At 48.7% G+C, this 13,816-nt stretch carries 7 protein-coding genes; 3 read left to right on the top strand and 4 right to left on the bottom strand.

Going from position 1 to position 13,816, the window contains the following annotated elements; genetic code table 11:
- The first annotated feature begins 10 nt into the window (after positions 1-10).
- A complete protein-coding gene (locus tag C233_RS0105255; RefSeq protein ID WP_128081889.1) occupies positions 11-1,762 on the top strand; it encodes a DUF6562 domain-containing protein in 1,752 nt (583 codons plus the stop codon).
- A gap of 26 nt (positions 1,763-1,788) precedes the next feature.
- On the top strand, positions 1,789-3,513 hold the full coding sequence (locus C233_RS0105245) for a DUF6562 domain-containing protein (RefSeq protein WP_154656054.1): 1,725 nt from the start codon (positions 1,789-1,791) through the stop codon (positions 3,511-3,513).
- A gap of 227 nt (positions 3,514-3,740) precedes the next feature.
- Here the strand turns inward: C233_RS0105245 and C233_RS0105240 are convergent, their stop codons facing one another.
- The gene (locus C233_RS0105240) at positions 3,741-5,840 is read right to left on the bottom strand and encodes a BT4734/BF3469 family protein (RefSeq protein ID WP_025068634.1); all 2,100 of its coding nucleotides are present in this window, start codon (positions 5,838-5,840) and stop codon (positions 3,741-3,743) included.
- A 548-nt stretch (positions 5,841-6,388) separates the two neighbouring features.
- Here C233_RS0105240 and C233_RS0105235 point away from each other — a divergent pair.
- A complete protein-coding gene (locus C233_RS0105235) occupies positions 6,389-7,012 on the top strand; it encodes an HU family DNA-binding protein (protein WP_025068635.1) in 624 nt (207 codons plus the stop codon).
- A 231-nt stretch (positions 7,013-7,243) separates the two neighbouring features.
- Here the strand turns inward: C233_RS0105235 and C233_RS0105230 are convergent, their stop codons facing one another.
- The 3 genes from C233_RS0105230 to C233_RS0105220 all read right to left on the bottom strand — a co-directional run bounded on the left by C233_RS0105230 (position 7,244) and on the right by C233_RS0105220 (position 13,650).
- The gene (locus C233_RS0105230) at positions 7,244-8,902 is read right to left on the bottom strand and encodes an alpha-L-fucosidase (RefSeq protein ID WP_018666439.1); all 1,659 of its coding nucleotides are present in this window, start codon (positions 8,900-8,902) and stop codon (positions 7,244-7,246) included.
- A gap of 110 nt (positions 8,903-9,012) precedes the next feature.
- Entirely contained in the window at positions 9,013-10,614 is a 1,602-nt protein-coding gene (locus C233_RS0105225) for a SusD/RagB family nutrient-binding outer membrane lipoprotein (RefSeq protein WP_025068636.1), read from the bottom strand.
- Between the two features lie 12 nt (positions 10,615-10,626).
- Positions 10,627-13,650 carry a SusC/RagA family TonB-linked outer membrane protein gene (locus C233_RS0105220; protein WP_018666434.1) on the bottom strand — a complete coding sequence of 1,008 codons (3,024 nt, stop codon included), beginning with the start codon at positions 13,648-13,650 and terminating at the stop codon, positions 10,627-10,629.
- Between the last annotated feature and the right edge of the window lie 166 nt (positions 13,651-13,816).

The raw sequence follows: 13,816 nt of genomic DNA, 5'->3' as shown, positions 1-13,816 counted from the left end.
TTTTATGGATATGAAAAAACTGTATATTATAACGGCCTTGATATTCATGGCTTTATCGGTTTCATGCAATCAAGAGGAAATGGTGAACAAGAGTGCCGGGGGCGAGCGTGTCAGTATATCGGCAGAACTTCCGGGAGATGTCGCGGCTACCCGTGCGCAAATAGAAGTCCCCGCAACTCATAAATTGCGGTGCATCATAGAAGTTTGGGAGGCGGACAGAAATCCCGACCTGAAATATCGCAAGGAAATAGCGGTGGAAGGCGGTACTATCCCTACATTCGATTTTGCATTGAAACCGGGTGACTACAACTGCCTGGTATGGGCGGACTTTATACGGGCAGATGCCGCCATTACGGAAGTGACGGTTGCAGATGACATTACTTATACCCATTTTGAAGATACTTACTACGATACATCCAATCTGAATGAGATAACGGTGAAGGATGCAGGCGGCTCTATGCTTTTCGATACCGAACTTTGCGATGGCTTTTACATGAATATGGAGTTGAAGAAAAGCGAATCGGCTGTGCAAAAAGCGGTAAAACTCGTACGTCCTTTCGCAAAGCTGATTGTAAAGGAGAATGAAGCCGGTAAATTTGCCGGTTTGGAACATTTAAGAGTTAACTATGAAATGCCTAAGACATTCAACGTTGCTACGGGAGAGCCTGGAACTGAAATGCTGGCCGCGGTGTATGATAAGAGTTTTGCTCCGGAGGACAATTCTCAAATTTTATTTACCGGGTACATATTCACTCCTTCCATAGGCTTCTCCATGGGCAGCGCCATTCTTTCGTTTAAGACGGAAAGCGGAACGGTCAAATGCGAAATTCCGGAAGGGAGTATTACATTAAAACGCAATCAGCAACTGGTTGCCGGCGGAAACCTGATTAGCGGAGGCGGAATCGAACCCGAACCCGAACCGGTACCGGGTGATGAATTGCATGTAGGCGATTATTTCTTTATCGATGGTACATGGAGTAGCGAGCTGACTGAAAGCAATAAGGATAATTGTGTGGGTATCGTATACGCGGTAGGTGTACATCCGGAAGATAATACCGGTAATTATGGGGTGGAAGCCGGAGGAAAGTCTATCAGAGGCTATGTGATGGCGCTTAAAAATACAGGTATTCCCGCAGAGCTCTTTCCGGAAGAAAACTCACGGTATTTGCTTAACAATTCCCGTCCTTATTTTTATATGCAAAAAGAAGGCGGAGGAGGCAAAGATGATGCAGTTACCGTATTTACTAAAGGTAATGACCCGGACTGGACAAAATATGACGGATACGGAGCTACCCATGCAATATTAACCGAGCCGTCGTATTCGGCAGCCACCGACAAAAAGCATTATCCGGCTTTGCTGGTGTTCGAACAATGGAAAGAAACTGCTGAAAAACCTCAAAATTCCAGCGGTTGGTATATTCCTGCTTCAGGGCAGTTGTACGAAGCTGTGGGAAAATGTTATGGCTTTACTCTAAAAGAAACGGACAAGGATTATGCTGATAATGTGCAATGGGGAGCAGAGAATATAAATGAGGACATGTTGTTGCTGGAAGCTCTTCTCACGGCAATCGATATGGGGATAGCAACGAATTTTCCTGCCAATGAGAATGCGAAAGGATATTATGTTTATACCAGCTCTTTGAGTAATGATGCCATGCCTATGGCTATACAAGTGGGAGCTGAACAGGTAACATCCCTTTACCCGAAGCCTAATTATAAAACTCAAGGTATCATTCGTCCTTTCCTGACAATTATAAAATAAATCCTGATTAAAACTTTGTACTGAATATGAAAAAGAATTTTTTAGGTTTGATACTTTTTTTCTGCATGAGCTTATTTGTTTCGTGCAGTGACGATGATAACACATCAGGCGGAGATGTCGGCCGGATGTATGTATCTGCTGTTCTTCCGGCAAGTATTGCTACCGGGCAGCCCGATATTGCCGGACATAAATTGCGTTGTATTCTCGAACTTCGGACTAAAGGAGAAAACGCGGAAACGGTCTGTCATAGTGAAGTCGTGGCGGAACCGGTTGCGGAACCGGCTAAGTTGTCTTTGGATATAGCTGTCGATGCCGGTTCTTATGACTGTCTGATGTGGGTGGATTATATCGATGCGGATGCTGCTGTTGCCACCCGTACGGAAGGCGGGACCTCCCGTTATGCAGATAAGTATTATGACACTTCCGATTTGAGGAATATTACGGTGAAAGACATGAATAGCCTGATTGATAATGAGGCTTGCGATGCTTTTTATTACAGTGGCGAGATACAGAAAAAAGACGGTGAGGCACTTGTGCTGGAACCGGAGCTACTCCGCCCTTTTACCAAAATAAGTGTTTTAGAGAAAAATTTGCGGGAGTTCAATTTGTTATGGGGACTGACTGTATCCTACGAAGCCGCTGCGAAATTCGACGCCGGTAGCGGTAGGGTGATAGAAGATGCGGTGGCGGTCAATTACGCAGTTTCGGATTTCAATCCGGAAATGACACCGGACGGTACCTTATTCTCTACCTATGTTTTTGCCGACGGGGAAGACCGTAATATGGGCGAGATACATTTGAGCTTTACCACCAAGCAGGGTGTACAGCATGTTATTGTTCCGGCAGGCCTGATACCTGTTATACGTAACCAGCATATTAAAGTCAGCGGTAATATGATGGCGGAATCTCCGATAGAGGATACCGAGTTCGATATAACTTACGACATCGATGTCGATGACTGGGTTTCGGGTAGTGTAGAGATTGCTACAAGGCCGCTCAAGGCAAAGGTAGGTGATTTCTTTTATGCGGACGGCACGTATTCGTCATCTTACATTGAAGACAGCGGCAACTCGTGTATCGGTATCGTGTTTGCGGTGGCTCATGATGACGGCAAAGCTTCCGGCGACAGGGCGGAAAATTATCTTGCCGCTAATGGGGTTCAGAAACTGCAAGAAGTGAACGGCTGGGTAATAGCTCTTAAAGATATTGTTGACGGGAATACGAGAATTGCCCCTGCAAAAGTGGAGGCTCTTGATGTAAACGGGGAACCGGGTAGCAGATTGAATGACGGAAAAACAGATATACGGGGATTCGGGAATACGGAAGCGTTTAAATCCGAAAGCATTGTATTGCCCGATTATCCGATAGCGCAGGCGATTATCAGTTACGAGGAGGCTGAAGCGACGAAAGCGCCTGCCAATACCAGCGGTTGGTATTGGGGAGCTGTGAAGCAATATCTTGTACTGGCGGAAGAATATGCCGAGGTAAAGGTTGAAAACGGAGTAGTTACCGATGTTGAACTGCTGGCTGTCGGGAAGTCTATGCAAACTCTTATCGATGCAGGGGTGGCCGAGGCTTTCTCTTTGGACGGCGAGCAATTCTATTGGTCGAGTAGCGTTGAAAAGACCAAAGCGGCGGATATTGGGAAGCTGTACCGTGTCGGATTATCGACATCGGCCAAAAATTACGGGCAAACAGCTGCCTGGAAAACAAATGACGGACGTCATGCCCGTGCTGTTTTAACATTTTAACTTGACACGTTGATTTTATATACGGGCGGTATGATGCTTGTCGTACCGCCCGTATTATATTGATAAATGAAGGTATCGGAGGAATCTCCGATGTAAAATAACAATGATTTTGTCATCACTCGTCACTTTATGATGTAATACATTAATAGATAGTTGATTATCGAGTGACGACAACTGTTTTTATAAGTGACGACCGGACCTCGGTCGTCACTTATAAAAATAAAATATCAAGACCTTACAATCCGATATACAATCCCTTTGTTCGTGTGTTTGCTCTCCAGCCCGTTCTTCTTCAACACCCGCCCGAAATGCTTTGCATACCCGTCCGTCAGTTTTATGTCGCTGCTTTTGGAATGCAGGTATTCCAATATCTGTACCGGTGATATCCATTCTCCCTTCTCTCCGTGTTCCGGTAAACGGAAGTAACAATGGAACAACTGCTCTATCGGGCTGATTTGCTCGAATTCACGGTTCGTTTCCTTTAAAATCGCTTCGTCCGTGTCGTCGAACCAGTAACGCTCGCCGCTTCGTACCGCTTGCATGGCCTGTGCGTAGAGTTGGCGGTAGTTTACCGTTACGTTCGTGTCGATAGGAGCCGTTACCTCCACACAGACGAAACGGCGGCTTCCGCTGCTGTCCGCCAGTAAGTCCTTGTGGTTGCTCGTGCCGATGAATGAGGCGTAGCGCCTTATCTCCCCGATGCTACTCCCGTAAGGCTTGCGCAGGTTGGCGACAGGCTTTTGCAGGAGATGTTTCAGAAATCCCTGGCGGTTTGCGCCCACCTGGTCGAACTCGTCGATATTCACCAGCAGGAAACGTCCCAAGTACATCTCCGCATCCCGCTTGCTTCCGAAGTCGAGGCTGTCCGTGTAGCCGAAGCGCAGTTCGGGCGGCAGGATGATACGGCAGAAGGTAGACTTCCGGTATCCTTGCGCACCGATTAGCAACGGCGAGGTGCTGTTGGCGTGCATCTTGTTGCCGAGCCCGCGCCAGTGCGCCACCATGTTCAGGAACCAGCGGTAGAACAGCTCCCGCCAGTGCGGATTGTTGCAGGGAACCAGGTCGGCCAGCGCACGGATACGGTCTTTGCCGTCCCAGCGACCTACTCCGTACAAGTACTCCTCTACCGGATTGTACAGCGGCACGCGGTTGGATGTAAGGTAACGGCTCACATCCCTGTCCCACACGCGCAACCCCTCCTGCAAGGCATCCATTGCCACGCTGTTGCGTGCACGCTGGTCTATTACATGGAAATAGAAATGGACGGAGTCGCGCTGGCGGTATTCCAGGTCGCCCAGCAACTGGTTGTACCGGAATTCGTAGCGGCGTTCCATGAACTCGTCCAGCTTCAGCGACGTGCGCTGTTCGGGGGTGAGGACAGGATTTTTGCCGAAGCCGCGGCATTCGCGGTAGAGGTTGTGCAACGTGGTGCGCACCGTCTGTTCGTCCGCCTGGCGGTGGTAGTGTATCATCACTTGCCGCACGGTCTCCTCCTCGGGAATACCGCTTTTAAAACATTGCTCGCCTATGGGGATAAGCAGCGGGTGGAAGTCGTCGCGGTCGCGCTGCCAGTTCTCCGCTTCGTCCAGTGCCCGGTTCAGCGCCGTTTCGAACAGCAGGGTAAAAGTCTGCGAGGTCTCAAATCCCGGTTGTAACCGTTGCAGGGGATTTTTCTCCGTCAGCCTGCGTTCGCCGAATGTCTGCTCGCCGGGCATCGTAGGGGGCTGTTCCAGGCAGAAGGGCACGGCATCGGGGGCGAAATAGGGTGTTTCGTCCAGCGTCATGCGGAAAGTGTCGGCGGGCGACGGTTCTTTCAACGTAACGGGAAACGGCAGTATGGGTTGGTAACACTGCACCGCCATGCGGTAAGCATGGGCGTGGAACAGGCTGATTTCCTCTTCCCGCCCGGGCAGGCTGCCGTCCGGCAGGGCGAACAGCGCCCATATCTTTACGCTCCGCCCGCTGCTTCCGGTAAAGGCTGCATAGGTCTGGGGGAGCAGTGCCGCCCGCTCTTTCACGAGTTCCGCCTCGGACAGCCCGGAAAGTCCGCCCGCTTCCAGCAGTACGATGCCGTTGTAGCGCTTCATCCGCCGTTCGCCTCCGCGTGTCCGTCCGTACTCCATGGCGGGGCATACGCGGGGCAGCTTGTCGATATGCTCATATCCTCCGTTACTGCCATGCGCCGTGTATTCCAGCATGGAGCGCAGCCCGCTTATATGCCGCGCCTGGGTTTCCGACTTGATTTTATCGATGAATGCGTTCGTATCGCAGGTGCTGATACTCTCCGTGCCTGCATCACGGTTTTCCTTGATAAAGGTTATTTTCATCCGGGGTTGTTTGTTTGGAAAATTGTTGAAGGCAAGAGCGTTTCTCTTAGCTCCTGCAAGGTACGCATAAAACGGGCTGAAAGCAAGCAAATGCGTCCTTTTATTTCGAGAATTATCCGCTCCGACCGCCTCTGGGAATAAATAAGAAAAATTGAAAGATAAACCGTTGAAAACTTGATTTCGGCTCGTGTATTTCGTATCTTTACCAGTACTAAAACCCCGTTTTGCAGTTGTGAACCCGAGGGTTTGCAGTTGCGGGCCCGACAGCCCGCAGTTGTCCCCCGGAGAGCCCGCAACTGCAAAACGGGGTTTTACTATCGGTATAACGGCATTTTGCATGGGCTGTAAGAAGGAAAACTACGGGACAGACCGGTATTTGCCTTCCGGTTCTTGGGGAGGCTCACGGGGGAGTGTACCGGTTATACCGTGGATTGTACAGGCTTGCACGGATTGTTTCCAGTCCGCCGGTAACGGTTGTCCGTTACCTGTGCAGAGCCGGGCGGCTTGTAATGAATTTCGAATGTATAAAAACTAAAAACAAAAAAGCAATGGCAGCAGAGTATGATTTTCAAAGAAAGCCCAATCCGAAGGGGGACGGCGAGTTACAACCTATGTATCCACGTATCGTGAACAAGGGGACGATTACCACCGGACGTCTGGTGAGCGACATTTCGCAAGCGTCCAGTTTCACTCCCGGAGATATCGAGGGGCTGCTTGCGGCGTTGGAAGACCGCATCTCCTATTATCTGTCCGAGGGGCATCATGTACAGTTGGGCGATATGGGCTACTTTTCGGCGGGGCTGGCGGCACGTCCCGTCATGGATAAGAAAGAAATCCATGCGCAGACGGTATTCTTCGGCAAGGTGCGTTTCCGGGTGTCGCCCGGCTTCCGCAAGCAGTGTGCGGGATTCGTGGAGCGTGTCAGGGCAGGGTACGGTTTCAGGCATAGTGCGGACATCGGCGGTGCGGAGCGTTACCGTAGGTTGTGCGCGTTTCTGGAAGCGAATCCTTTCATTACCCGCAAGGATTACAGCGGAATTACGGGGCTTTTGAAGAATAAGGCGCTGAATGACCTCAATCTGCTGGTGAAGAAGGGGCTTTTGACGACATTGGGGCAGGGGTCGCACAAGGTGTACGTAAAGGCTGTAAATAAGGAGGTTACAGGGCAGTAGATGCGATAATACTATGAAAAACAGGTGACGACCGATGCCTGGTCGTCACCCGTCGTAACGCTTCTCGTCACTTGTTAACTGTTTTATTATCAGGTGGTAATCGCTGAAAGTTACGAGTGACGACAAAAAAGCGATAACTCATATCTGTAATCCGAATTCGGGGGAGGGCGATGTTGGTGTTGGTTATATGTCCAGGGGAAATATGTTCCGGGTGTTTCATAAACTCTGTGTTTAGTCGGTTGTTACTTTAAAAACATAGGCATATTCTCCGGCCGGGCGGTCAGGGGTTGTGATGTATAATCCGTTTTCGTCTTGTCTCCATTTCACTTTTTCTCCCGAGGCGAGGAAAGAAACCGACTGTATGTTTTTTAGCTCTTTGCTGCTCAGGTTCTGTATTTTGATTGTTTCGTTGTTTCCCGGCCAGTCCAGTGTAAAGATGTATAATGCATTCTTTTTGGTGGTGAAGCGTATGTCTTTTGCAGTGAATGTGTATAGATAGTCAGCGTATTTCTGCCCGTGGTCTTTGGTTGAGAATGTTCCTTCGCCGTATACCTTGAAAGGACGGGTATCGTAGATAGCCTCTCCGTTCAGTTTCAGCCATTTGCCTATCTTTACTAATTCGTTGCGGAAGGTTTCGGGCAGGCTGCCGTCGGCACGGAGGCCTACATTGAGCATCATATTGCCGTTCTTGCTGACGATGTCCACTAAGTTGTCTACAATCTGGCCGGCGGTCATACGTAGTTTGTCTTCGGTATTTCCTGCGGCTACGGATGCCATGCCGGCATCTCCTCCTTCTTTACTGATGTTCAGTGAATTGCCCATGTAGAACCAGCCGGGGTTGACGGTTGTGTCCACCAGGAACGGCTTTTTCTGCAAATCGTCTTCACCGGAGCATTCACGGTCTATCGTAAAGCCGTCTCTCACTCTTTTAATGGTAAGTACGCCATTCTGGATACCTTGATGAGAGAGGTTTTTGTTGTAGAAATGCGCCGCCAGTTGCAGGCCGTAGATGCCGTTGGGGAGCGGGCCGTCGAAATAGAGGAGGTCGGGTTCGTATTTATCTATCAGTTCTTTGGTTCTGAGATACCATGACTGGGCGAATTCGGGTTCCAGGCGCATGATGCGGTCGGGGGTGCGTTTACCGTAGAGCCCTTCGTAAGCGGGATTCATATAGTCGTACGGCACTCCGGCGTAGGCGCCTTCGGGGTCGGCACCGGTACCCTGGTAGAACATGTGCTCGTGGCAGTAATTGCTGAGGTGGGAGGAAATGGCGAAGTGGACGCCTACTTTCTTGCATGCTTTCTGCCATGCACCTACGATATCCAGCTTGGGACCCATGTTTACGGAATTCCAGGGTTGGTGGCTTGAGTCGTATAGGTCGAAGTTGTCGTGGTGAACGGCCATTACACCGATGAACTTAGCTCCGATTTCCTTGTAGAAGGTCGCCAGTGAGTCGGCATTGAATTTATCGGCTTTCCACATCGGTATGAAGTCTTTGTAGCCGAACTTGGAGGGATGTCCGTAAGTTTTCAGGTGATGTCGGTATACCTTGGGAGCATGTGTTCTATAACCCAGTATGGGGTATTTGCGTAAGTTGGAATCCGGTTCCTGGTACCAGTACATCCACCGTGCGTAATGTCCGTCGTAGCCGGGAACGGAGTTGATTCCCCAGTGCATATAGATACCGAATTTGGCGTTGCGGAACCATTCGGGACATTGGTAGTGTGTTGCAATAGATGCATCGGTAGGCTTTATGGGACCCGGTGCGATACTGAAATCGAAGGTTGCCGCACTGGGGTTGATAAGGGCGTCTTGCCCGAAGTCGTCATGCTGCGCTTGTGCGGTGAGGGTACAGCAGGAGAGGGTGAGTAGTAGGGTTTTGATGTTCATGGCGGTTTGATTTTTCAGGTTTCGTATTGTTCTTAAAAACGAGGGTATGTTGCTATGTAATCTTGTCCGGTTACATAATATACCCTCGTTTCAGCAGAATTACTTCGGAATTATTTATACCGGGCGGTGTCCCACCACACGCGAACGGATAGGCCGTCGCCCTGGCCGTTGTTTAGTGTGGGGTCTGTGGCATATTCCTTGTTGTTGCTCAGCTCATTGTCCACGTAGCGCAATTTCTTGATAAATTCATTGTTTGCCGGGTTAATCGTAGGTTCCAGGCTTTGCTTGACGGGATTTAGCTTGGGATATCCGGTACGACGGAATTCGGCCCAGGCTTCCTCCGAGTTGGGATATATTCCTATCCATTTCTGTGTGATGATTTTTTCTAACTTGGTTTCGAAATCGTCCGCATCGTTCCAGGCTACTTTTCCGGTTGTAATATAGGCATTGTCATCGGTTGTGGAGTAAGAGCCTGCAGGAGCCAGTTTTCTCATTTCTTCGAACGAGGCGCGGATACCTTCTTCATAGTTTGCCCGGGCATCTCCTGCTCCTTGCCAACCGCGCAGGGCTGCTTCGGCTTTCAAGAAACATATTTCCGAATAGTTCATCAGTCCCAAAGGGGTAAAATTGGAGTCGGTGTTGGGTTTGGAGACGTTAGAACCTTTTGCGGCGGAGTTCCAGTCATATCCCCACATGTATCCCCATATACTGGAGTTGTGACTATTATCATATTCGGGCAGTGAGAGTTCCGTAACGGGCAGTCCGTTGGGTACTCCCCGGTATTGTACGGCGTCTGCTTCTCCTTTTACCCATGCTCCGCTTTGAGAGAGGATTAAGGTAAGACGCGGGTCGGCCACTGCACCGTAATTTGCGAGTATATCGACCATGGTTTTGCTGGCCCGGGATTCATCGACTACCAAGCTACGCAATAACGGATTTGCCCAAACATTCGGTTGGGGAGGAGTTACACCTGCATTGTCATCGTTAGAGGCTATAAGGGATTCCTTCAATGCAGCTTCGCCTTCGGCTTTGGCTTTGTCCGGGTCGATGAAGGAGAGTCGTATGGCGGCACGCAGGCGTAATGAGTTGGCCAGTTTTATCCATTTATCTACATCGCCTTGGTAAATCAAATCTTCGGTTGCGTATTGGAGTTGGTTACTCTTTTTCTGCCTTAACTCTGTAACGGCTTCGGTCAGTTCGTTGAACACGTCGTAATAAATATCTTTCTGACTGTCGTAGGGGATGAGGGTTTCTCCTCTCCCGGCTTGGAAGTAAGGAATGTCACCGAAAGTGTCTGTCATGCGTATGGTACTGATAGCTACGTTGATACGCATAATCTGATACATGTCGTTGTATTCCGGATGATTCTCCAGTGCGGGTTCTATTTCGCGGATTCTTTTTATCATTTGCTGGTAGTAGGGAGTCCAGAGCCCGCGTTCGGCCCATGAAGTGTTGAATACGTAATTGCCCGAGGTGAAAGAACTGCTTGTATTGGCAAGATACTGGCAATATAGGAAAGAATATAGCAGAGCGGCTCTTTGGTAATCGCCATAGACGATGTGGAAACCGTGGTACTGCATATTGGGCAGTGACAAGCTGGGAGATATTTCGTTGACTGCCATTGGGTCTTTGTTCATTTCTTCAAAGCCGTTTGTGCAACTGCCGATAGTGATGGCAGAGAGTAGTATGATTAATATTTTATGTAATTTCATAATCATGTTTATTTAGAATTTTACGTTAAGTGAGAAACCTATGGTTCGTGTCGACGGAAGGGCGGCGAGTTCGAAGGCCTGGAATACGTCCTGGCTGTTTTGTGCGAATTCGGCATTGACGGGAGCTGCTTTGTAGATATTGAACAGGTCGCGCCCTACAATGGATACTTTTACATTGGTTATCGGAGTGTTTCTGAACCATATATTGGGCAGGGTGTAGCCGATAGAGAGCTCACGCAGTTTTACGTATGTGGTATCGTGCAGGAATTCTTCTCCTACGGGATAGGTGCCGGCTATGGTTGCATAGTATTCCTGGGCCGTTACTTGTTTGGTGTTTTCCAGTCCGGTCGATTCGACGATACCGTCTACTACCATGCCGTCGCGTCCGTTCAACGTCCTTTTGGAGTTACCGGCGCCGGTTGCGTAGGCATCGGTCATTGAAAGGAACTGCCCGCCGTATCTTACATCGATGAGTGCGCTGAATACGATATCTTTCCAGGAGAGTGTGGTGCCGAAAGAGCCTGTCCATTCGGGCATCATGTTGCCGATGACTTTTTCGGATTTGGTGTCGATGAGCGGGAGGCCGTTGTCGCCTACCAGGATGCGTCCGTCTTCATTTCTCTTGTAAGCGGTGGATACGATGTCGCCGAATTTACCGCCTTCGTCAATAACGACTTTGCCTACACGTACGTTTGTAGTGAGCGGAAATACATAGCGTTTGTTCTTTTCGTCCAGCTCGATGTTGCGTGTCGTATTTTTACCCCAATTCAGGGTTATGTCCCAATGCCAGTCTTTGGTTTGGATAGGCGTTCCGGTTATCATCAATTCCACGCCCTTGCTTTCCATTTTGCCGGCATTGATTTTCTTGCTGGCATATCCGGAAGAACCGGGAACGGTCATGGATAGAATTTGGTCGGTAGTGGTAGACCGGTAATAAGTGAAGTCTATACCTAAGCGGTTGTTGAACATGCGGTAGTCTGCACCGATTTCCCAGGATAGGGTTTTCTCCGGTTTAAGGTCGGCCAGCGGATAGGTGCTGGAACTACTGCCTACCGTATGGTTGCCTAATGCCTCCAGTGTATATACGTTGTAGAGCGCGTAAGGGGCTGTGTCATTACCTACCTGAGCTATGGAGCCGCGTACTTTTAAGAAATATTCTTTCGGCAGTTGGAATATGTCGGACAAGATGCCGCTTAGGCTGGCAGACGGATAGAAGTACGACCAATTGGATGAAGGCAGGGTAGACGACCAGTCGTTACGGGCTGTAACATCGAGAAAAGCATATCCCTTGTATCCCAATGTGGCATTTCCTAAAATGGAGTTGACGCGTTTCGATGAGAAGTCTTGTATAGCGAGCTTGTTTTCACCATTGCTTAATGCTACGAAATTGGGAATAATGGCTTTGCCGCTTTCGCCTGCCAGGGATTTGAACTTGTTATAGTTGGTGGCGATACCGATGTTGGCGGTCAGAGAGAAGTCTTTGAACCGTTTGTCGATGTTCAGCATCAAGTCTGCATTCAGTTCTTCACTGGTAGAGTTGGTGACTGTCATCAGGTCTTTGGGACTTTCTGCCTTTGAATGGTAAGGTGTATAGGTTTCTACATTGTCTGAAACTCGGTCCAGACCGATTCGTCCGGTTATTTTCAACCAGTCGGTGATGTTACCCACTATGGTTGCTTGCCCCTGGAATCTGTCTCTGTTCAGTTCATTACCGTTGCCGTTTGCAATGAGTCCGTAAGGGTTCCTGTATTCAGTGTCTTCGCCATGCCAGTTTACAACATAGCCGTCGATTCCTATCGGGTTCTGTAAGTCCTGCAGGCGGATGCTTCTCGGTAAACGGATGAGGTTTGACCATACACTGCTATAAAAGGTTTCCGGACGGTTTTTTACTTTCTCGCGGAAATAGGATACTTTACCACCGATAGTCAGGTATTTGTTCTTGATTTCCACATTCAGGTTGTAATTCTGCTTGTTCATGGATTCATTAGGCAGGATGCCCTGGTTGCGGGTATCGGTGAAGGAAAAACGGGCATTCATTTTTTCGTTGCCCCCGGTTGCGCTGACGGAGTTTACATAGTTCAGGGCTGTACGGAAGAAGTCATCGGTTATATTCTTCTGTGGCAGCATGGCGTACTCTTTGTAGGATTCGTCTCCATAGAGTTCTTTACGCCAGTTGGGGATTGTTTGTCCTGTCATTTTCGGTCCCCACGAACCGCTGGCTTCCAGTGCATATTGTCCGTTGGTACCTTGCCCGTATACATCCTGGAACTCATAGGAGTCGTAAGCCTTGCTCATGGAAACGTAGCCGTTGTATTCCAGTTGCAGTTTTCCTTCCTTACCTTTTTTGGTAGTGATGACAATCGCACCGTTCTGTGCTCTTGAACCGTAAAGGGCGGCTGCGTTGGCGCCTTTCAATACTGAGATGCTTTCGATGTCGTCCGGATTGATGTCGGCGGCTCCGGAAGAATATGAGAATTGTGTGTTACTGTTGGAATTATCCAGGACAGGAAGCCCGTCGACTACCCAGAGTGGCGTATTATTGCCGCTTAAAGAGTTCAGACCGCGAAGAACGATACGGGTCGGTCCGCCTACACCGCTACCGGACTGTGATATCTGTACGCCGGCTACTTTACCTTGCAACAGATTTGAGACGCTGGTAGAGCGGTTTTCCGAGAAAGCATCCGTTTTTACTTCCTGCATGGCGTATCCCAATGCTTTCTTTTCCCGTTTAATACCTAATGCTGTTACCACTACTTCGGAAAGCATTTTGCTGTCTTCTTTTAATGTAATTGTGAAGTTAGTTTTTTTATTGATACTGATTTCTTGTTTCTCATACCCGATAAATGAGATAATGAGTGTACCATTTTCCGGAGCCTCTAACTTAAACGCTCCGTTTATATCGGTTATTGTTCCGAGGGTGGTCCCTTCAATGGAAACATTGGCGCCGATAATAGATTCTCCATTCGTATCTTTCACCGTACCTGTAATGGTTCTTCGCTGTCCTTGTGCAAAGACCCCGAAACAAATGAAAGACATCATAACTACACAAAGTAATTTAATGTGTTTTTTCATACAATTTTGATTTTTGAGTTAATAATAAAGGGTTAAATTTTACAATCATATTCTGTTTATGCAACTTGGGATGAACTTGTCTTTTTATAGTATTTTTTGATACGGATGTCAAAAATGTCAATCCTATATT

The organism is Bacteroides gallinarum DSM 18171 = JCM 13658 (assembly GCF_000374365.1).
GTDB lineage: Bacteria > Bacteroidota > Bacteroidia > Bacteroidales > Bacteroidaceae > Bacteroides > Bacteroides gallinarum.
Note: the sequence above shows the minus strand (reverse complement) of the source record. Positions and strands in the feature narration are given on the sequence as shown.

Bases quoted from the DNA above. Each gene is read 5' to 3' on its own strand.
- C233_RS0105245 (WP_154656054.1), top strand. From the start codon at position 1,789: ATGAAAAAGAATTTTTTAGGTTTGATACTTTTTTTCTGCATGAGCTTA.
- C233_RS0105220 (WP_018666434.1), bottom strand. From the start codon at position 13,650: ATGTCTTTCATTTGTTTCGGGGTCTTTGCACAAGGACAGCGAAGAACC.
- C233_RS0105235 (WP_025068635.1), top strand. From the start codon at position 6,389: ATGGCAGCAGAGTATGATTTTCAAAGAAAGCCCAATCCGAAGGGGGAC.
- C233_RS0105225 (WP_025068636.1), bottom strand. From the start codon at position 10,614: ATGAAATTACATAAAATATTAATCATACTACTCTCTGCCATCACTATC.
- C233_RS0105230 (WP_018666439.1), bottom strand. From the start codon at position 8,902: ATGAACATCAAAACCCTACTACTCACCCTCTCCTGCTGTACCCTCACC.
- C233_RS0105255 (WP_128081889.1), top strand. From the start codon at position 11: ATGAAAAAACTGTATATTATAACGGCCTTGATATTCATGGCTTTATCG.
- C233_RS0105240 (WP_025068634.1), bottom strand. From the start codon at position 5,840: ATGAAAATAACCTTTATCAAGGAAAACCGTGATGCAGGCACGGAGAGT.